General features: G+C 37.5%; 20 protein-coding genes. 15 read left to right on the top strand and 5 right to left on the bottom strand.

Annotation, left to right across the window (positions count from 1 at the left end):
• From MKX29_RS06650 to MKX29_RS06625, 6 genes are all read left to right on the top strand, one after another.
• On the top strand, window positions 1–513 hold the full coding sequence (locus MKX29_RS06650; RefSeq protein ID WP_341104704.1) for a YbaK/EbsC family protein: 513 nt from the start codon (window positions 1–3) through the stop codon (window positions 511–513).
• 306 nt (window positions 514–819) lie between these two features.
• Complete coding sequence (locus tag MKX29_RS06645; protein WP_341104702.1) at window positions 820–1,983, top strand: beta-ketoacyl synthase N-terminal-like domain-containing protein; 1,164 nt, start codon at window positions 820–822, stop codon at window positions 1,981–1,983.
• A gap of 1 nt (window position 1,984) precedes the next feature.
• Window positions 1,985–3,709 carry an ATP-binding protein gene (locus MKX29_RS06640; protein WP_341104700.1) on the top strand — a complete coding sequence of 575 codons (1,725 nt, stop codon included), beginning with the start codon at window positions 1,985–1,987 and terminating at the stop codon, window positions 3,707–3,709.
• A gap of 128 nt (window positions 3,710–3,837) precedes the next feature.
• Window positions 3,838–4,422 carry a TetR family transcriptional regulator gene (locus MKX29_RS06635; RefSeq protein WP_341104699.1) on the top strand — a complete coding sequence of 195 codons (585 nt, stop codon included), beginning with the start codon at window positions 3,838–3,840 and terminating at the stop codon, window positions 4,420–4,422.
• Between the two features lie 88 nt (window positions 4,423–4,510).
• Window positions 4,511–4,861, top strand: coding sequence for a DMT family transporter (locus tag MKX29_RS06630; protein WP_341104698.1), 351 nt, complete (start codon window positions 4,511–4,513; stop codon window positions 4,859–4,861).
• Window positions 4,861–5,175, top strand: a complete 315-nt coding sequence (locus tag MKX29_RS06625) for a DMT family transporter (RefSeq protein ID WP_341108216.1) — start codon at window positions 4,861–4,863, stop codon at window positions 5,173–5,175. Before MKX29_RS06630 ends, MKX29_RS06625 begins: the two co-directional genes overlap by 1 nt.
• A 313-nt stretch (window positions 5,176–5,488) precedes the next feature.
• On the opposite strand, the gene cydS is transcribed toward MKX29_RS06625, so the two are convergent.
• Genes cydS through MKX29_RS06615 form a run of 3 tightly spaced genes read right to left on the bottom strand, consistent with a single transcriptional unit; the run spans window position 5,489 to window position 7,984 of the window.
• Window positions 5,489–5,599 carry a cytochrome bd oxidase small subunit CydS gene (cydS, locus tag MKX29_RS24470; protein WP_373370948.1) on the bottom strand — a complete coding sequence of 37 codons (111 nt, stop codon included), beginning with the start codon at window positions 5,597–5,599 and terminating at the stop codon, window positions 5,489–5,491.
• 17 nt (window positions 5,600–5,616) lie between these two features.
• The gene (locus MKX29_RS06620; RefSeq protein WP_251162965.1) at window positions 5,617–6,642 is read right to left on the bottom strand and encodes a cytochrome d ubiquinol oxidase subunit II; all 1,026 of its coding nucleotides are present in this window, start codon (window positions 6,640–6,642) and stop codon (window positions 5,617–5,619) included.
• Window positions 6,632–7,984, bottom strand: coding sequence for a cytochrome ubiquinol oxidase subunit I (locus MKX29_RS06615; protein ID WP_341104696.1), 1,353 nt, complete (start codon window positions 7,982–7,984; stop codon window positions 6,632–6,634). Before MKX29_RS06615 ends, MKX29_RS06620 begins: the two co-directional genes overlap by 11 nt.
• Window positions 7,985–8,314: 330 nt before the next feature.
• Between MKX29_RS06615 and MKX29_RS06610 the strand changes: the two genes are divergently transcribed.
• The 3 genes from MKX29_RS06610 (at window position 8,315) to MKX29_RS06600 (ending at window position 13,038) form a co-directional block, all read left to right on the top strand.
• Window positions 8,315–9,193 (top strand): YitT family protein, encoded by an 879-nt coding sequence (locus MKX29_RS06610; RefSeq protein ID WP_095370887.1) that lies wholly within the window; start codon window positions 8,315–8,317, stop codon window positions 9,191–9,193.
• Between the two features lie 304 nt (window positions 9,194–9,497).
• Window positions 9,498–12,452, top strand: coding sequence for a formate dehydrogenase subunit alpha (gene fdhF / locus MKX29_RS06605; RefSeq protein ID WP_341104694.1), 2,955 nt, complete (start codon window positions 9,498–9,500; stop codon window positions 12,450–12,452).
• Window positions 12,445–13,038, top strand: coding sequence for a DUF1641 domain-containing protein (locus MKX29_RS06600; RefSeq protein ID WP_224938181.1), 594 nt, complete (start codon window positions 12,445–12,447; stop codon window positions 13,036–13,038). Before fdhF ends, MKX29_RS06600 begins: the two co-directional genes overlap by 8 nt.
• A 183-nt stretch (window positions 13,039–13,221) precedes the next feature.
• Here the strand turns inward: MKX29_RS06600 and MKX29_RS06595 are convergent, their stop codons facing one another.
• Window positions 13,222–13,536, bottom strand: a complete 315-nt coding sequence (locus tag MKX29_RS06595) for a winged helix-turn-helix transcriptional regulator (RefSeq protein WP_095370884.1) — start codon at window positions 13,534–13,536, stop codon at window positions 13,222–13,224.
• A 140-nt stretch (window positions 13,537–13,676) separates the two neighbouring features.
• On the opposite strand from MKX29_RS06595, the gene MKX29_RS06590 reads away from it, so the two are divergent.
• Genes MKX29_RS06590 through MKX29_RS06570 form a run of 5 tightly spaced genes read left to right on the top strand, consistent with a single transcriptional unit; the run spans window position 13,677 to window position 18,071 of the window.
• Complete coding sequence (locus MKX29_RS06590; RefSeq protein WP_341104693.1) at window positions 13,677–14,531, top strand: VOC family protein; 855 nt, start codon at window positions 13,677–13,679, stop codon at window positions 14,529–14,531.
• A gap of 13 nt (window positions 14,532–14,544) precedes the next feature.
• Window positions 14,545–15,636 (top strand): FAD-dependent monooxygenase, encoded by a 1,092-nt coding sequence (locus tag MKX29_RS06585; RefSeq protein ID WP_341104692.1) that lies wholly within the window; start codon window positions 14,545–14,547, stop codon window positions 15,634–15,636.
• Between the two features lie 19 nt (window positions 15,637–15,655).
• Entirely contained in the window at window positions 15,656–16,411 is a 756-nt protein-coding gene (locus tag MKX29_RS06580) for a GTP cyclohydrolase II (protein ID WP_251162961.1), read from the top strand.
• A complete protein-coding gene (ribD, locus tag MKX29_RS06575; RefSeq protein ID WP_289432718.1) occupies window positions 16,404–17,492 on the top strand; it encodes a bifunctional diaminohydroxyphosphoribosylaminopyrimidine deaminase/5-amino-6-(5-phosphoribosylamino)uracil reductase RibD in 1,089 nt (362 codons plus the stop codon). Before MKX29_RS06580 ends, ribD begins: the two co-directional genes overlap by 8 nt.
• Window positions 17,493–17,504: 12 nt before the next feature.
• Window positions 17,505–18,071 (top strand): 5' nucleotidase, NT5C type, encoded by a 567-nt coding sequence (locus MKX29_RS06570; RefSeq protein ID WP_251162959.1) that lies wholly within the window; start codon window positions 17,505–17,507, stop codon window positions 18,069–18,071.
• A gap of 407 nt (window positions 18,072–18,478) precedes the next feature.
• Here the strand turns inward: MKX29_RS06570 and MKX29_RS06565 are convergent, their stop codons facing one another.
• A complete protein-coding gene (locus MKX29_RS06565; RefSeq protein WP_224938175.1) occupies window positions 18,479–18,922 on the bottom strand; it encodes a hypothetical protein in 444 nt (147 codons plus the stop codon).
• A gap of 100 nt (window positions 18,923–19,022) precedes the next feature.
• On the opposite strand from MKX29_RS06565, the gene MKX29_RS06560 reads away from it, so the two are divergent.
• The gene (locus MKX29_RS06560; RefSeq protein ID WP_224938174.1) at window positions 19,023–20,321 is read left to right on the top strand and encodes a D-serine ammonia-lyase; all 1,299 of its coding nucleotides are present in this window, start codon (window positions 19,023–19,025) and stop codon (window positions 20,319–20,321) included.
• The last annotated feature ends 1 nt before the right edge of the window (window position 20,322 follow it).

The raw sequence follows: 20,322 nt of genomic DNA, 5'->3' as shown, positions 1-20,322 counted from the left end.
ATGTCACTTGAAAGTGTTAAAGCTCACTTGGGGAAATATGGTCGAGATAAAGATATATTGGAGTTTGATACGACAAGTGCAACTGTTGATCAAGCTGCCGAAGCAATTGGTGTTATTCCAGCTAAAATTGCCAAAACACTCTCTTTTCGAGGTGAGGGAGAAAAAGCCCTACTAGTTGTTGCTGCAGGTGATGCCAGAATAGATAATAAAAAATTCCGCCATACATTTGGCATAAAAGCGAGAATGCTCTCTGCTGAAGAAGTACTTGATTATACAGGGCATGTGGTTGGTGGGGTCTGTCCATTTGGATTAACAAAAGAAATGAATATCTTTCTCGATACTTCCCTACAGCGTTTTGAAATGGTATATCCAGCATGTGGTAGCAAAAACTCAGCAATTGAACTAACTTGTGAAGAATTATATCAATATGCAGGGGCAAAACAATGGGTGGATGTAACTAAAGATTGGAATGGCGAGGCTAGGGAACAAACTGCGGCTACAACGGAAAATTGATTGGATATAATGAAATGAAAGAAGGAGAGGTACTTGCCTGGAAAGGTTGGTACCTTTTTATGTGGAGAAGAATCCGAATGATGTGGAGCTTCCTCTACTTGGGAATCTTAACAATACACACTATTATTAAAGGAGAAATAGCTTAAATCTTTTTGTTAGTGAAAAAGACCTGAATACGCTTAGTGTTCTTATGTTACTATAGTACTATTCGTGTTGTGTGAAAGGGTTTAGTCATGAATGAAACGTATCTTATTTTCTAGATTAATAGTAAGATAAAGGTGTATATATGCAAAAGGGGTTGCATTTATGGGAGTTGTCGTCACTGGAATGGGATTGATTGGCCCTAACATTACATCAATCAAAGATTTTTCAAATATATTAAAAGATAAAAAGACAATATTAAATAGAGAAGAATTTAACGGTGTGCACATTTTTACTGGAAGAGTAAATGAGAATGATATTAGCCACTCTTATTTAAAAGCGAGTAAATTACCGAAGTCAGCGCAAATGCTCCTTCATGCAACAGATCGGGCAATAGAAATGGCACAGATTCAACCGAGAGATTATGCAGCTGCTATCATTGTTGGCTCTTCTGGTGGCGTAATAACGGAGGTTTTTAACCATTCAACTAAGTTAAACAAAGGAAAAAGGATGAGTCCCTATGCTATAGGGAATATGAATGGCCATACTTTGGCGAATTGTTTAAGTACTTCATTGCAAATTGAAGGACCGGCCTTTTCTTTAGCAAATAGTTGTACTTCAAGTTTAGACGCCATTCATATGGCTAAAATTCTTCTGCAAGCAAATGAGGTAGATGTGTGTATTGTCGGTGGGGTAGACTCTACCATTAATGATTTGGTATTGGCGGGATTTCTGCCACTGAGAATCTTGCAAACGGGAGAGACATTCATGGGTCCCTTTTCAGCAGGTGAGGGTTTTGCTATGTCTGAAGGTGCAGGGGTATTAGTATTGGAGTCAGAGGAAGTAGCGGTTAAACGAAAAAAAGAGATAATAGGGTATTTAACGGAATCTAGCATGTTCCAATCTGCTTACTCATCTTACATTGCCGATCCAGGAGGTCGGGCAATGGTTAAGGCTGTAGAAAGAACAATTAAGAAGGGGATGCCGACTTATATTAATAGTCAGGCTTTAGGGTCCCAAGCAAACGATGATATTGAGGCAATGGTTTATGGTGAGTTTTTTGTAGATAAGGGTGTGCCCATTACTTCTATTAAAGGAAATGTTGGTCACGCGATGGGAGCATCGGGCATGTTTCAAGTAATGGCCGGTTTAATTAGTATACAGGAACAGTTCATTCCGCCAACCATCAGAGTAGATGTCGGTAAGTACGAGCAGCTTCTGATCGTTGATGAAGTGATTCATGGCCCAGTGGAACAAGTACTTGTTACTTCACAAGGCTATGGTGGAAACAATCATGCTGCCCTTTTCTCTAAGGAAAGGATGACATAAGATGGAGTTTGTTTTATTATTAACTGTTTCTTTCATCCCCTTGTTTATTTCTGTATCAATATTATTCTATTCTAAAACCTCCTTAACAAAAGCTTTGTCCATTTTCCTCTTAATGTTGTCATTTTGGCAAATGGATATTGCCTTTCTTTATGCTGACCAGATGCTTTCTTTACAAACAATTGATTTGTTGTTCCGTATTTTACGTATGGGTCCGATTTTTATAATGCCAACGATTTATTATTTCTCATACTATTTAGTAAAAGAAAACCCTCTTTTACATCGATTTGGGATATTGTTTAATAAACCGGGAATGTGGTTATTTACGATCATTAGTATCATTACGTATTTGATAAACTTTACTTCACTTGGAGTCGAGTCTTACAGATTTGTTGAAACGGTGAACGTTTCACCTTCCCATTGGATTCCTATCTACGGTCCATTGAATTTTACGTTTATCATTAATGTTTTACTTGTTTTTATTAATTGGTTTTTCTTGTTTATCGTCACCTTACATTTAAAAGGTGTTTATTATCGAAGCTTTTACTTACAATTAGTAATAGCAGCAATGATTATTTTTATTAATGGTGTTATAAGTGGTTTTTCTTTTGCTCCGCTTTATTTTTCTAGTTTTAACTCAATCATTGCAGCCTTAATCTTATTTCTAGGTTTTTTTCAAATGCAATCGCAAAGAATCCGTAATATTAATATTGAGTTAATTAAACAGAGTGAACTATTAGAAGAAATTATGGATATTAATCCTAATTATCTGCTTGTTACAGGTAGTGATCAGCGAATTGTGAAGGTGAATCGCTCCTTTTGTCAATTATTTGATGAGAAAGAACGTACTTTATTAGGTAAAAAAACTTCTACACTTATTCACTTTTTGCCAATGGTTGCATACGGGTTTGAACAACCTTACCGCTATACAGATTATAAAGGAAAAAATTATTATATTCAGTGGGGCATGAAGCAACTATATCAAAATTCTGGTCAATCGTTCACTATCTATTTTGGTAATGATGTAACAGAGCAGAAGAAGAATGAGCAATTGCTTCTTTCATCAGAGAAAATGAAGGTAATTGGTGAAATGGCTGCGAGTGTAGCGCATGAAATAAGAAATCCACTAACTACGATTCGTGGTTTCATACAATTGTTAAGAGAAAGAAACCCCGACTCGGCTTACGAGAGAATTCTTATTGAAGAAATTGATCGGATTAATCAAGTATTAAAAGAATTATTAATTCTCGGGAAGCCAGAGGCTAAATCTGATGAACTGGCTTCTGTTAAGCCATTTGATGCAGTTGATGAAGTGAATAATATTAACCTCCTCTTCAATGCTATGGCGACCGAACAAGGGAAGAAAATTCAACTTACTAACAAATTAAAGCAAAAGATTAATATAAATATGGATAAATCCCACTTCAAGCAAGTTATGATTAATATTATTAAAAACAGCTTGGAAGCCATTCATGAAGGTGGTAAGGTTAAAATTGTTTTAGATGAGCATGAAGAGTATATCCGTATCCGTGTCATGGATAATGGAGAGGGAATTTCTAAAGAAAGATTAGCAAGGATTGGCGAACCGTATTTCACAAGTAAAGAAAAAGGAAATGGCATTGGCTTAACGATTTGTTTTAAATTAATGAACGAAAATCAAGGGAAAATGTTTGTGAAAAGTAAAGAAAGATATGGAACAGTTGTAACAATGCTTTATAAAGCAGACTAAAAAATCCGAGGGCAAATGGAGGTGGTTGAATATCCTTTGTCTTCGGGTAGAAGCTTTGTTGACATTGACATTTTATTAAATCCATTTTAAAATGAATGATATTCAGTCATGTTTAAGGAGTTTGATAAATGGACAAAAAAGAACGTATTGTGCATGCCGCAATAGAAGTTTTTCAAGAAAAGGGCATTGAAAAAACAAAAATTGCCGATATTGTGAAACTAGCAGGTATTGCTCAAGGGACTTATTATTTGTATTTCCCATCGAAACTTTCTGTTATGCCGGCTATTGCAGAAGTAATGGTAGAAAAATTAATTGCCAGAGTACATCATGAAGTAAATAGTGAGGCGATATTTATTGATCGATTAAAGCAATTGGTTGATAGTATCTTTTTATATACGAGTGAGTATCGAGAAGTGCTTGCCTTAGTATATGCTGGCCTTGCTTCTAGCGAACATATTCGTCAATGGGAAGCTGTGTACCAACCATTTTACGAATGGATTAGTCATTTTTTGCAGACGGCTAAAGAAGAAGGAGTCGTACGTTCCAATCTGAACATAGAAAGTACAGCAAAGATTGTGATTGGATTAGTGGAATCTACAGCGGAGCAAATTTACTTGTATGATCACACAGATGAAGACAAAGCAAAGCAACAAAAAGAAGAAGTGCTAACCTTTCTAAAATACGGTTTAGGTTATCAACCTTCTGCTAATTAGCATATGATTTTTGTAGTATAAATAAATCTCACCAGTGGTGGGTTTTTGATAAAAAATGACTGAAATTCAGTCAGTTGGAGTGAAAAAGATGAATCGATCTTGGTTTTATGTTATATTAACGTGTTTATTTGAACTTGTTTGGGTTTTTGGCTTTAATACAGCGTATCTTTGGTGGCATTGGCTACTTGTAGTTGCAGTGATTTTATTAGATTTTTACTGTTTATCCAAAGCATGTGAGAATCTACCAACTGGCACCGTTTATGCTATCTTTGCCGGAGTAGGTACTGTAGGGACGTCTTTAATGGATGTCTTTCTCTTCAATGGAGAAATGGGGTTAGCGAAAGTAGTATTTATTATATTCATTTTAGTCGGTGTTATCGGTTTGAAGTTAGCTGATAATCAAATAGAAGAACATAGTAGGGAGGATCAAGTAGCATGATGGGCTGGATTCTTGTGATTTTAGCAGCAATAAGTGAAATTACTGGTGTTATTGGGTTGAAAAAATATAGTGAACAAAAAACCATTCGGAATGCTGTCATTTATATGGGGGGATTTGGGATATCCTTTGCGCTACTGTATGCCTCCTTTCAATATTTACAAGTGAGTATTGCTTATACGGTATGGATTGGGATTGGTACAGCAGGGGCTGTTTTACTTAGTATGTTCCTTTTTGGAGAACCAAAAAGTAAAAAACGGATCATCAGCGTGTTGTTTATCATTGTCGGCGTCATTGGTTTGAAGGCGACTTCATAATATTCTTTGCAAAGAGGAGGAAGCACCATTCTCAAGTGAAGAAATGAAGTCAATTGGGTGCGCAAATAAAAATGCGCACCCAAGTTAATGAAAGGTAGTGATTGCCTTTTGTCTGTGCTGGGGAAACTTTGTAATCAACGTTTCCCCCTTTTTACGTTGTGATATTCATTTCGTACATACTCCATTTTCTTCTCTATTATACTAATTAACAATTATTCCTCTTTAAATTATTCCAAGTATAGTGCAGGCAGAGTGAAAGCATTAGCCTAAAACACATAGATTATTTTTAATTCCATTGTACGTCTATAAACGTTTAATCTTTCCGGTTAACCGCTGATCGATCATATAAAGCAACTCGAAAGCCGATGATAATGGATAGTAAGATGACAATAAACGGCGCATAAAAAATAATAAATGTACTCATCTAAATGATCTCCCTTCTTATACATGACTATCATTTCGCCCTTGTACATACTCCTTGTTAAATAAGAAAAGCCGCAATAAAAGATAGAGCGATGGTAGGAGCAAACCTAAACCAGCTATAAAGGCAATGATTAAAGCGATGGCCATTGCTTCATTTGTGAAACTATCAAATATTGATAAATGGGGATACAGTAAATACGGATAATGTGAAATGCCATAAGCAAAGAAGGCAAGGTAATATTGTCCACATAATAAAGTGAATGCGAGCCCATAGTTCATTCTCTTATATATAAGGATAAACGTCCCGATGAAAAATAGTACAGACAATGCAAACATCCACCATAAATCAACAAGTCGTTCAAAATGCTCTGGGTTGTGGAACTTTAATTCAACGATAATCCCAATTGCTGTAATGAGTGAAGGGATAGCCCATATTAGTGCATATTTCCTTAATAAAGTAGTTGCCTCTTCGTCCTTGGCATAATGGGCATACCATGTTAAGAAAACAGCTGAGATATAAAGAACTGCCGTTATACTCAGTACAACAATACTCCATGTGAGTGGGCTTGTGAAAAGGGAGGCTATATCAAGCACAGGTCCATTTTGTTCGATTGAAATAAATCCGCCCTCTGAGATTGTAAAAACAATTGAAAGAGAAGCTGGGATAAATAAGCCAGATAATCCATAAACGTATGTATACCTCTTGGGCATACGATTTCCGTATGTTGAAAAAGCATAATAAGATCCACGAATGGCTAATAAAATAATGGCTAAGCTAATCGGCACTAACAGAGTGGTCCCATAATAATAAGCGGATTGTGGAAAAAACCCAACGATACCGACAAAGAAAAAGACGAGAAATACATTGGTGACTTCCCATACTGGGGATAAGTAACGTTGAATGATTTTATTTAAAATATGTTGATTGCCTCTATATAAGCTGTAGGCATTAAAAAATCCTGCGCCAAAATCAATAGATGCAACGATAACGTAACCAAACAAAAACAGCCAAAGTACAAAAATACCAATTATCTCAAGACTCAAAAGTGTCACCGCCTTTTTCTATTTTTCGATCAGCTAATTCTTGTTCAACCGTGTTTCTATTGAACATACTAGTGAGTACGTAAATACTTCCTGCACCGAGCAAGAGGTATAAACAGGCAAACAGAACAAGCATCCAGCCTACATATTCATTACTAGTTGCCGCTTCAGTTGTCCGCATCAATCCATGTAGAATCCAAGGTTGTCTACCTACTTCGGTGAACCACCACCCTACCTCAATGGCGATCATTGAAAGTGGACCGGAAAGCACCATAATCCATAAAAACCATTTTGCATGGATAAATGACCAGTTTCTAATAAGCCCAATAATATAAAGTAAAGCAATTAAAATAAGGAGCATACCTAAAGTCACCATAATATCGAATAAATAATGAATATATAAAGGTGGCGTAACATCTTCATCAAACTGGTCCAAACCTATGACTTCGGCAAATGGATTGCTGTGGGCAAGTATACTTAAAGCGTAAGGTATCCGAATGGCATATTTAATCTCTTCATCATCTAATACACCATAGAGAATAAGAGGCGCATTTTCTTCTGTTTCAAAATGCCACTCGGCAGCAGCAAGCTTCTCTGGTTGATATTCGGCTAAATATTTTCCAGCGAAGTCACCTAACAGGGCGGTGGAGATGGAGAAGACGAGTGCAAGTTTTAAAGTTAGATAAAGCGCTTTTTTATGATAGAGATGTGTTGAACCTCTAAGCATGCGATAAGCAGCAATACTAGCAAGTATAAAAGCTGAAGTCATATAGGCCGTGCTTAAAACATGTGCTACCTTTGTCGGCATAGCTGGACTAAACATAGCTATCAATGGAGAAATATTAACAATCTGTCCATCCACAATATCAAATCCTTGAGGTGAATTCATGAAAGCATTGACCACAGTAATAAAAACAGCCGAAAATGAAGCACCTAATGCAACAGGGATTAACAATAGTAAGTGTTTTTTTTGATTTTCAAATCGATCCCATGTATATAAATAAATGCCAAGAAAGATTGCCTCAAAGAAGAAAGCAAATACTTCCATAAATAATGGCAGAGCAATAATATGTCCTACTAGTTCCATAAAGTGTGGCCAAAGAAGAGAAAGCTGCAAGCCGATTGCCGTTCCTGTCACAACTCCAACAGCTACGGTAATGACGAATCCTCTTGCCCATCGACGAGCAAGTAATATGTAATGGTCATCTTGCTTTTTAATTCCGATCCATTGGGCAATCATAATCATTAGTGGGATTCCTACACCAATGGTTGCATAAATGATATGGAAAGTTAATGTTAACTCTGTCAAAGCACGGCTATATAAAACGCCTTGTTCGCTAGCCAATAGAAACCCTTCTTTCATTATTATCTTTTATCATTAGTGGAACAAGCGTCCGAGGATGGATAAACCCAGAATAAAAGCGATTGAAAAGGCTAATAAAATGAGCTTCTTCTCCTGTTTTTTATACATTTTGTCTCCTCCTTTATTTCAAACTAAGTTTGCCCATAATATGGGATATTATTAAGAATCAGACAGAAACTTGTTACAAAGGATGAGAATAATTGAGTTATAATAGAAGTAACTGTTTTTTAGGGGTAAATTTTCGTTAGAAAGGGATGATAAGGAATTTATTCTAGCCATGTATCAATTTGAAAAAGTAAAGAGGAGATTATGATGGAAACAAAAAGTAAAAAGAAAAGTAAACAAAGTATACTAAGAATGGTGATTAGATGTCTGATTGTTATTATAGGTGGTTTTATCGCTGCTTATGGACTGGAGGCAGTCTTGATTCCTAATAATGTATCAGATGGAGGCGTTACGGGCATCAGCATTGTAGGTTCGCAACTATTTGATGTCCCATTAGGTGTTTTAATCGCAATTCTTAATATACCTTTTGTTTGGTTAGGTTATAAACAAATTGGTAAAACATTTGCCATCTATTCAATTATTGGTATTGCTTCATTAGCTGCAGGTACAAGCCTCATGCATCACATACCAGTCATTATTCAAGGTGATACACTCCTTGTCACAGTTGTAGGTGGAATTATTCTTGGTTTTGGTATGGGGTTAGCATTACGTAATGGTGGGGCACTTGATGGAATCGACATGCTTGCTGTGCTACTTTCACGAAAGCTCCCATTCGGAACAAGTGATTTAATTCTATTCTTAAATTTATTTGTCTTTATAATTGTTTCTACTGTGTTCGGCCTCCAAGGGGCGTTCTTATCTGCGATTGCTTATTTTATTGCAAGTAAAGTGATACATATCGTTGAGGAAGGGTTAAGTGGATCGAAAACATTTAAAATCATTACAACTGAACCAGTGGCTATGGTTGAAACCATTCGCGACCGTCTTGGGCGTAGTGCTACGTATAAAGAAGCTTATGGCGGTTATTCACATGAAAAGTTCATCGAAATCACTTGTGTCATTAACCGTTTAGAAGAAAGCAAAATGAAAGAAATCATTTCTGAAATTGATGACGGCGCATTTGTCACCGTTTATGATGTAGCAGAAGTGAAAGGTGGAAGCTTTAGGAAAACGAACATTCACTAATTCAGTTTATTACTCATCCTTTCCCAAACTTGACTGTTTGGGGGGATGAGTTTTTTCGTTTTAGAAATAAAACAAAAGAGATTTTTAGTGAAAAAGAATCCTACTTAAATGAGAATTCTTAATTATTTTCTATGTAGAGTATTGCGATTCATAACGTATTTAATTATTACTAAGAGAAGGATATTTGATTATAACTATTAAAATTAATGGAAAATTATAAAAATACAACGCTGTTTATGCAGGGAATGAATGGGTAAAGGGGAATTAGTAGATAGGGAAATAAAGGGATTAAGGGGGGCTCATAGTGACAGAGAAGTTTGAGGTCACAATTAATGGTGAAACAACAAGTGTGAGTAATCAAAAGACGGTCATGCAGCTATTAAATACAAAAAATATTGAGATACCATCACTTTGTTATCATCCTAGTTTAGGAGCTATTGAAACTTGTGACACTTGTATTGTAAAAGTAAATGGAGAATATGTCCGTTCGTGCTCAACGACCATTCGGCCAAATGATAAGGTTGAAACAGTAGGTGAAGATATCCATGAAGCGCAGATGATCGCTATGGATCGCATATTAGGTAATCATGAATTATATTGCACAGTTTGTGACTTTAATAATGGCAATTGCGAAATACATAATACCGTCAAAGAAATGAAGATTTCCCATCAAGAGACTGATCATACATCAAAAAATGCAGAAGTACAAAGAAATGAGTTTTATCGCTATGATCCTGATCAATGTATCCTTTGTGGAAGATGTGTCGAGGCATGTCAGAACTTACAAGTTAATGAAACGTTAACAATTGATTGGGATTTAAAACGACCACGAGTAATTTGGGACAAGGATTCTCCGATTGAAGACTCGTCATGTGTAAACTGTGGTCATTGTTCAACTGTTTGCCCTTGTAATGCCATGATGGAAGTTGGGATGGAAGGGGAAGCTGGATTCTTAACCGGTGTTAAACAACAATCTCTTCGTCCGATGATTGAATTAACGAAGAATATTGAAACAGGTTATGAGTCTCTTTTAACCATTTCAGATATAGAAGCAACTATGCGAGAAGAAAGAATTAAAAAGACGAAAACCGTTTGTACATATTGTGGCGTAGGCTGTTCGTTTGATGTGTGGACAAAAGGAAGGCAAATATTAAAAGTGGAGCCGCAGGAAGAGGCACCAGCAAATGGTGTATCAACTTGTGTGAAAGGCAAATTTGGCTGGGATTTTGTGAATAGTGAAGAGCGTTTGACTAAGCCATTGATAAGAGATGAAGAAGGTTTCAAAGAAGTGGAGTGGGAGGAAGCGCTTACTTTTATTCGCTCAAAAATGACTGAGATAAAAACGAATCATGGACCGGATTCATTAGCTTTTGTTGCATCTTCTAAATGTACAAATGAAGAGTCCTATTTAATGCAAAAATTAGCGAGAGCTGTCATCGGGACAAATAATGTTGATAATTGTTCCCGTTATTGCCAATCTCCAGCAACAAAGGGACTATGGAGAACAGTAGGTTACGGAGGCGATTCTGGCAGCATTAGTGATATTGCTCAAGCAGAGTTAATCATTTCTATCGGCTCCAATACAGCAGAATCCCATCCTGTTTTGGCTACAAGAGTGAAACGAGCGCAGAAATTAAACGGTCAAAAAGTGATTGTGGCAGATTTACGGAAGCATGAATTAGCTGAACGAGCAGACCTTTTCGTTCAACCTGCACCGGGCAGCGATCTTGTTTGGCTTTCAGCAGTAACAAAATATATTGTCGATCAAGGCTGGCATGATGAAGCGTTTTTAGCTGCGCATGTCAATGATGTAGAAGTTTTCTTCGAAAGTTTAACGCCCTATACATTATCATACGCTTCTGAAGTGACGCACTTATCAGAAGAAGAGCTGATCTCAATCGCCGAAAGAATTCATGAAGCAAAAACAACATCTATCCTTTGGGCGATGGGTGTGACACAGCATGGTGGAGGCAGTGACACAAGTACAGCTATCTCTAATTTGCTCCTTGTAACAGGAAACTATATGAAACCAGGTGCAGGTGCTTATCCACTTAGAGGTCATAATAATGTGCAAGGAACAAGTGATTTTGGCAGTATGCCAGATCGTTTCCCTGGTTATCAATATGTAACCGATGAAAGTGTCAGACAACGTTTTGAGGAGCAGTGGGGTGTGGATCTCCCTAGTGAGCCTGGTTTAAATAATCAAGAAATGGTAGAAGCCATTCATGAAGGGAAATTAAAGGCTTTATATATAAAAGGCGAAGATATGGGGATTGTTGATACGAATATCAATCATGTACAAGCAGCTTTTGAAAAACTAGACCTGTTTATTGTGCAAGATATCTTTTTCTCGAAAACATGCCAATATGCGGATGTTGTATTACCAGCCAGTCCTAGTTTGGAGAAAGAAGGAACGTTTACCAATACCGAAAGAAGAATTCAACGGTTATATAGAGTAATGGAACCCCTTGGTGATTCTAAGCCTGATTGGGAAATTATTATGGCTATTGCTAATCAACTAGGTGGAGATTGGAACTATCAACATCCAAGTGAGATTATGGATGAAGCCGCATCTCTTACCCCGTTAATGGCTGGAGTCAATTATGATCGGTTAGAAGGCTATAAAAGTCTACAATGGCCAGTAGCAGCAGATGGCAAGGATACTCCACTCTTATTCACAGATGGATTTTCACTTCCGGGTGGAAAAGCTATTCTTCATCCAGTGAAATGGACACAACCGCTCACTTTCAATGAAGAATATGATATCCATGTCAACAACGGTCGACTGCTAGAGCATTTTCATGAAGGGAATATGACTTACAAGTCTAAAGCGATTTCCGGTAAAACACCTAATGTCTTTCTGGAGGTGTCAGGCGAATTGGCAGCGGAAAGAGGGATTAGAGATGGTACGAAAGTGAGGTTAACTTCTCCCTATGGCAGTGTAAGGGTAAGCTGTCTCGTCACTGATCGAGTAAAAGGTAAGCAAGTCTATTTACCAATGAATACATCTGGAGAGGGCGCTATTAACTATTTAACTAGTTCGCATACAGATAAGGATACAGATACGCCTGCATATAAAGAGATTTCAGCAAAGCTTGAGGTGATAGAAGAAAATGGAGAGTCACCATTACCACGAAAGAATCATCGCTTCGGCACACCTCAACCGCAAGTAGGTGTGAATGTGGAAGGGAAATGGCAGAGGAGCGACTATATTTTCCCTGGAGATCTTGTGAGAGAGAGGAGGAGGAAACATGGCTAAAGCAACAACAGTTATTCGAAAAATTGAAGTGTCGCCTGAAGAGCAGAGAAAGAGGGAATTAAAGGAACTAGAAGATAGTATTGTGAATAACCGCCGAGCAATTATTGATTCTATACACTTAATACAAAGAATCCACGAAAAAGGCATCCTTCATATCGTTGAAAGTATGCTGGGACAAAGTGACAAAATTCTTGACCGTGTCCTGTTATCAATGGAGCATCCTGAAGTTACAGGATCAATTAAAAATTCGTTCCTTCTCCTTGAAGTCTTGGGAAAAATGGATTTAAAGGAATGGGAACCGATGATTGATAAAATAAATACTGCACTCACCCGCATGGTAGAGGTTCAACAATCAGATAAGGAAAAAAAGGAAGTGACCATGCTATCTATGCTGAGGGATTCAGAGGTAAGGGAAGGAATGAGTATTCTACTTGCTTTTGTAAAAGGACTTGGTTCAAGTGAGGGTAAGGAAAAGGAAGAGATAGTAAAACAAAATCCGGACACCAGAAAGTTTAATAAGAATTGGCTCTTTTTTATAGGTGGAGCAGCAGTTATGTCTATCCCGTTATTTTTAAAGAGAAAATAAGAATGAATTTCCGGCCAATGTGCCGGAAATTTTTTTTGGGAGGGGAGAAAAGAGGGACGGTGCCTCTGATAAGAATAAAATGCGCATATAAGCGGCTATGGAAGTAGCGAGAAGTGTGGGCAAAAGACCTCACTCATAAAAAAAGGTCCCCATAGTACGTATATGGGGATTTATTGTCGTTCTTTATTCGGCTTGCAACCATTCTTGAGACCACTTCTCTATTTCGCGTAAAACGGGCTCTAGGGCCATTCCTTTGTCTGTAAGCGAATACTCTATTCTTACGGGCGTTTCCGGATACACCTCGCGTTTAACAATACCTTGTTGTTCAAGGTCCTTTAATCTTTCGGACAAGACTCTACCGCTAATGCTCATTGAAGATTCTAATGTACAAAAGCGTTTAGGTCCTGCTAATAGTTGATAGATTACTAGACCAGTCCAACGTTGGCTCATGATACTCATGGCTTTTTCGAATCGAGGACATATCAGTGCTTGATTCAAAATGGTCACCCCTATTCGATGATTTCCTTATATCTTAACAATACATGATTATTGTACTTGACACAAGTAGTTAACAAAAATATAATTACTTACATAAAGTAACTAACATAACTAAAAGACAATTAAAGGGGTTAATGCAAATGAATACGTTTCATGCAGAGCCAAATATCTACGCACAGAAAATAGATCTTAAAGTAAAAAATTTACAAACATCACTAAGATTCTATCAAGATATATTAGGTTTCCAAGTATTGCATCAAAGCAAGCATGAAGTGTCATTATCAGCTGATGGGAATCAAACTTTAGTGCAATTACATGCGCCAGAAGGTTTGCAGAAAAAAGAGCTGAGAAGAACAGGGCTATATCATTTTGCCATCCTGCTTCCAACGAGAAATGACTTAGCTAAGATCATTCGCCACTTTATTAAAGTGAATTATCCTTTACAAGGAGCGTCTGATCATAATGTGAGTGAAGCCCTTTATTTAGCAGACCCAGACGGAAATGGGATTGAAATTTATGCTGATCGCCCAAAAACGTCTTGGGATTGGAGGGGCGAAGAAGTTGTCATGGGCACCAATGCCTTAGATGTTCAAAGTATTATGAGTGAATGGGACGGTAATGAGTGGAATGGTATGCCGAATGAAACAATTATGGGACATATTCATTTACATGTAAATAATATAGAAGAAGCAAAAACTTTTTATTGTGAGGGTCTAGGCTTTGAAGTAGTTACTCATTATGGTAATCAAGCATTGTTTATTTCTACTGGGAAGTACCATCATCATATTGGCTTAAATATTTGGAACGGAACCATGGCTGTAGCACCTTCAGCTAATAGTGTTGGGATGGCTTTCTATACGCTCGTTTTCCCGAAAAATAAGCTTGAACAGGCTGTTGAAAGACTTCAAGCGATGAATATAGAGGTCGAAAGGCAAGCGGACAGTTATATTGTGAGTGACCCCGCTGGAAACAATATTAAGTTAGTCGTTGAATAGAAAGGTGAGCCTTATGGATGTTAACTACGATGTATGTATTGTTGGTGCCGGACCTGGCGGCGCATTATTGGGATATTTACTAGCGAAAAATGGCATCAATGTCATCGTGCTAGAACGTAATGAAAATATGGATAAAGAATTCAGAGGAGAACATTTAAATCACTTAGGTGAAAATGTACTTAAAAAATATCAATTGTTTGATCAGGTCAAACAATTAGGTATATTGCCGATGGAAGGAATAGAGTACTGGCAGAACGGGAGAATTCTTAGAACTGTCTCACCTGCTCCAGATGAAAGACATGTTGGCATCCATGTACCGCAAAAGCATTTATTATCAGTTCTATTAAAAGAATCTTTACAGTTCTCCGCCTATCGCCTATTAACAGGTACAAGGGCTACTGAATTGATGCTCTCAGATGGGAAAGTAAAAGGGGTAAAAGCGAAAAGGAAAAATGGAGAAGAAATAACGATTCACTCCTCCGTTGTTATTGGTTCAGATGGTAGGCATTCAACGATTAGAAAGCTAGCTAAAATTCCATTTGAAAAAATTGAACACGATTACGATTTACTTTGGGCAAAATTCCCTGCACCACAAAATTGGCAACCTGTTATACGACAAGGCTTAGTAAACGATCATCAACTAGCGCTATTTACACAAACGAATGCTTATATTCAAGTGGGATGGAATATAGATAAAGGTGCTTTTGCAGAGATTAGGAAACAACCAGTGGAAACATATATAGAAAAGTTAATTCAGGCATTTCCAGATTTACAACAATCTGTGTTAAAGTATATTCAATCGTGGCAGGATTTTATTTTACTAAATGTACAAAGTTGTCGTTGCCAAACTTGGGTTAAGGATGGCTTAGTACTAATGGGAGACGCAGCTCATACGATGAGTCCAACAGGCGCATTTGGCTTAAATAGTGCCTTGATTGATGCAGAAACTTTATATCCAACGATAGTTAAAGCTTTAGCTGCAAACGATACAAGTGCAGCATGCTTAAATGAGTTTGAAAGATATAGAAGAACAGATATTGAATCTTTACAATTAGAGCAACAAAAGATGGAGGCTTCATACAGAGAGCAGTTTGTCTCTGCCTGAGTCTTAGGGGGAGAAATAAATGAATCAAATAAACATAGAAACAAAAGCAATTGAAATATTAGAAAAAAAGATTCAGAGAATTGATCGAGGGGATCGTTCTGTTTATTTAGTAGGGCCGATTCGCTTACCTGTAAACCTAGATGGAGAAACTGTGCATTTCAAATGGTATTGCTGGTTAGATAGTGCTGAAGTGATGGATGATACGAGCAAGATTGTCGCTCATTTATCTTCTGCTAATCTTGCTGATTCACAGCAATCAAGTGTCCTTGTTTACGGTGATTTTGAGGATAGTGAAGATGCATTGGTGCGTTTCCACTCGATTTGTCATACCGGGGATATTTTTGGCAGCAAGCGTTGTGATTGCGGATACCAACTTAAGCAATCTATGAAAATGATGGTGGCAAATGGTTCGGGCGCATTGTTTTACTTAGCTAATCATGAGGGAAGAGGCATTGGGTTATTTAGTAAAGCGATGGCTTATGTACTGCAGGAAAATGGTTATGATACCGTTGAGGCAAATGAAGAGCTTGGCTTTGTGGATGACTCTCGAAAATATGATGAAGCAATCACTGTATTACAACAATTAAGGAAAAAGCCTATTACATTAATCACGAATAATCCCAAGAAACTAGATGCTTTAACAGATGCAGGAGCCTTATTAGTAGGTCGTACACCTCTATGGGGTGATATCTCTGATTTTAATGAAAAGTATTTGCAAACAAAGGTGTTAAAATCCGGGCATCTTCAAGCTGAAGGGGTGTCGAGAGATGAGTAATGATCAATTTTACATGGAGTTAGCACTGCAAAATGCCAAAGCGATGAAGGGACAAACAGATCCCAATCCGCTTGTAGGTGCCGTTATTGTAAATAATCAGCGGATTGTGGGTATCGGCGCCCATATGAAAGCAGGTGAACCACATGCAGAAATTCATGCGCTCAATATGGCAGGGGATCAAGCGAAAGGGGCAACGATTTATGTTACCTTGGAACCTTGTTCCCATCATGGACGAACGGGTCCCTGTGCGGAGGCCCTTGTTCAAGCGGGGATAAAAAAATGCGTTATCGCTTCATTAGACCCCAATCCTATTGTTAGTGGGAATGGAGTAAGGATATTAGAAAAAGCAGGTATCGAAGTAATTATTGGTATTTGTGAACAAGCAGCAATAGAGATGAATGAGGTATTTAATCATTATATAACTGCTGATCGTCCTTTCATTACACTGAAATCTGGTATTTCACTGGATGGTAAAATTGCTACACATACAGCTAGCAGTAAGTGGATTACTTCAGAAGAAGCAAGATTAGATGTACACCAGTTAAGAAGTAACCATCAAGCGATTTTAGTTGGAATTGGAACAGTGCTTCATGATGACCCAGCTCTAACGTCTAGAATACAAAATGGTAGAAATCCCATTAGACTTGTGTTAGATTCAACTTTACGTATCCCTATGGAAAGTCAGCTTGTTAATGATGGATTAGCACCAACATGGATTTTTACTGGTTCCTACTATGATCAAGAGAAGAAAACGCAGCTAGAAGAGAAGGGCATTCGTCTCTTTCATACAGCAACAGAAAAAGTAACTATCGCTGAAGTAATGACTATGTTAAAAGAAGAGCAAATTTCTTCTGTTCTGATTGAAGGCGGCGGCAATGTCAGTGCGTCCTTTTTAGAGGACGGTTATATTGATAAAGTAGTTATTTATTTAGCGCCTAAGTTAGTTGGTGGAAAAGAAGCACCAACCTTTTTAGAAGGTACAGGGGTTGCTCTTATGAGTGAAGCGGTAGAATTAGAGCATGTAACGGTGACTCCGATTGGCAAAGACTTTAAGTTTGTTGGATATCCTACTAACAAATAAAGGACTGAAATGATGAGGTTTGGTTTTGATATTGATGATACTTTAATCGATTTAAGAGGACATGCATTAAGTATTTATAATCGGAAATTAAAGAAGGAGATTGAAGCATCTGCACTTCAACAATTAAACACACTTGAAATCCATTCTTTATATGATTTGACTGATGATGAAGGTTTCAAAATGTGGAATCAACATCAAGAGGAAATCTTTTTTACGAACTGCAAAGCTTTTCCTGGCGCACTTGAGCTTTTACAGAAGCTGGCGGCAATGGGGCATGAGATCTTTTATATTACCGCAAGAGATGCGGACTATTGCCAGCAAACGAAAGCTTGGATGAAGCAATTCGGTTTTCCAATTGAAGAAGGTCATTTTTTCTGTGGAATGAAGGATCACGAAAAAGTGAATATCATTCAAGATCTTCAGCTAGATTATTATGTCGACGATAAACCACAAATATTGCACACACTCAAAGAGACAAAGGTCACATGTTTGTTAAAGGACCAATCATACAATCAAGAGGCTTGTGATTGGGAAAGAATAAAAGACTGGCAAGTGTATTTAAGAAATATCGACCAATAAAAAACTGACTCAGATTGTCGTATACGTACGACAATATAGAGTCAGTTTTTTTAGCATTTCGTGGAAATAGTAAAAGTGAAGGAATCTAATGAAACGAAATACAATTATTGCTTGATGTCTACACTTCCCAAAGGTTGATAGAAGTGCTCCGTATCGTTAAAATATCATGACTCGATTCCGATAGACGCTGGATTTTTTTAAATTGGTTAAGAAGTGAATTGTTTGCTGGAAAAAGAGGAGGGAGAGTTTTGAGTAATTGAAAAAGGTATTCACTGTTTGGAACAGCCGCCTGCTCCCCATTGAGGGACTAGTTTTTTACGTAAAGTAAAACCAGTCACAAAAGGCTGTAACACAAGATGTGTACAACTCTTTGTGAATAAATTTACTTATATGGTGGTGAAATAACTTTACTTCACTTTATCTACTAAAGGTTGTTCAGATGATTGAGTCATGGCCATGAACCCATTAACAATTAATATGTAAATAGGATAGAGAATGACACAAATAAGAATGATGATACTGGTGACTGGATTAGGTGATTCGATGGTCATTGAAAACGGTAAGAATATTGCAGTAATAAGCATCATGATGGAAAAGAAAGGAATCCAAGTAATGCTAGTAAAATACCTTATTTTTTTATGGTGTAGCCATTTTGTAGTTAAATGAAAAATATAGGCAGTACCTAAGAGAAGGATGATCAGAATAAGTGTATTACTAATAATGATAACCATACTGACATTTATGCCTGTCCAGCGACTGATTCTATTAACATTGCTTGAAAGCTGTACGGGGAAATAAGCGATGAGTGCATAAAATAGGCTCAGCAGATTCATTTTTTTAAATGTAGTCATGGGGGTTCTTCCTTTCTCAATTTTACAATTACACTCGACAAAACCAATATAGTTCGGCCAAAATAAGGATAAAGCGTAATGATAAGAAGGTGTATAGAATATGAAAAATAATCAAATACAACAGTTATTAGCAAATGATTCACTTATTAAAAAGCTAGTTAAATATGAACCAGTACTATGGTTGAATCAACAATATGATTCTACGATTCGTGGTCCTTTATCTAGTGTACATGTTGAAGATGCTATAAGACGTTTAGAAAGATTTGCTCCATATATTGCTAAAGCTTTTCCTGAAACAAGCAAGCAGAAGGGAATCATTGAATCTCCTTTACTCACATTGTTCAATATGAAGGAAAAACATGTAAATGTCAAAGGAGACTTACTGCTAAAGGCAGATAATGAACTTCCTATATCGGGATCTATTAAAGCTAGAGGTGGGATATATGAAGTATTAAAGCATGCAGAACACCTTGCTTTATCTGAAGGGATTCTTAACCTTACTGATGATTATAGCAAATTATTTAATCAGCAGGCATTTTTTTCACAGTATAGTATGGCTGTTGGTTCTACAGGTAATCTTGGTTTAAGCATCGGTATAATGGGTGCAAAACTTGGATTTCGCGTATATGTACATATGTCGAGTGAGGCAAAGAAGTGGAAGAAGGAATTATTGAAGCAAAAAGGTGTACAGGTCATCGAGCATACTTCAGATTTTAGCGCGGCGGTAGCTGAAGGTAGAAGACAAGCAGAGAGCGATCCGACCATGTATTTTATAGACGATGAGCATTCTGAACACCTTTTTCTTGGATATGCAGTTGCTGCCTTTCGTCTAAAGAAACAGCTAGAAGAAAAGCAAATCAGCATCAATCATGAGCATCCATTATTTGTCTACTTACCTTGTGGGGTAGGAGGGGGACCAGGGGGCATTACCTTTGGATTAAAACAAGTTTTTGGTGAGCATGTACATTGTTTCTTTGCTGAACCGACACACGCACCGGCCATGTTATTAGGTTTGCGAACAGGCCTCCATGAAAAGATTTCGGTACAGGATATTGGAATAGAGCTAAAGACAGAGGCGGATGGACTCGCTGTTGGACGCCCCTCTCAATTAGTTGGTCATATGCTAGAAAAAGCGATAAGCGGTGTTTATACTGTTTCGGACCGTGAGTTGTATGAAATGATGCATTTTCTCAAGAGTGAGGAGGGTATTTTCTTGGAGCCTTCAGCTTTAGCTGGGTTCTTAGGTCCGAAAAAAATCCTTCAATCAATGTACTCTGAGCAGGTTGGTATCACTAATATGAGTAAGGCTACTCATCTCGTATGGGGAACAGGCGGCAGCATGGTCCCTGATGAAATACAGCTACAATATTTACATTTGGCAAAAAAGGCGGGGGAATAAA

It is taken from the genome of Cytobacillus sp. FSL R7-0696, assembly GCF_038006865.1.
Lineage (GTDB): Bacteria > Bacillota > Bacilli > Bacillales > Cytobacillaceae > Cytobacillus > Cytobacillus kochii.
Note: the sequence above shows the minus strand (reverse complement) of the source record. Positions and strands in the feature narration are given on the sequence as shown.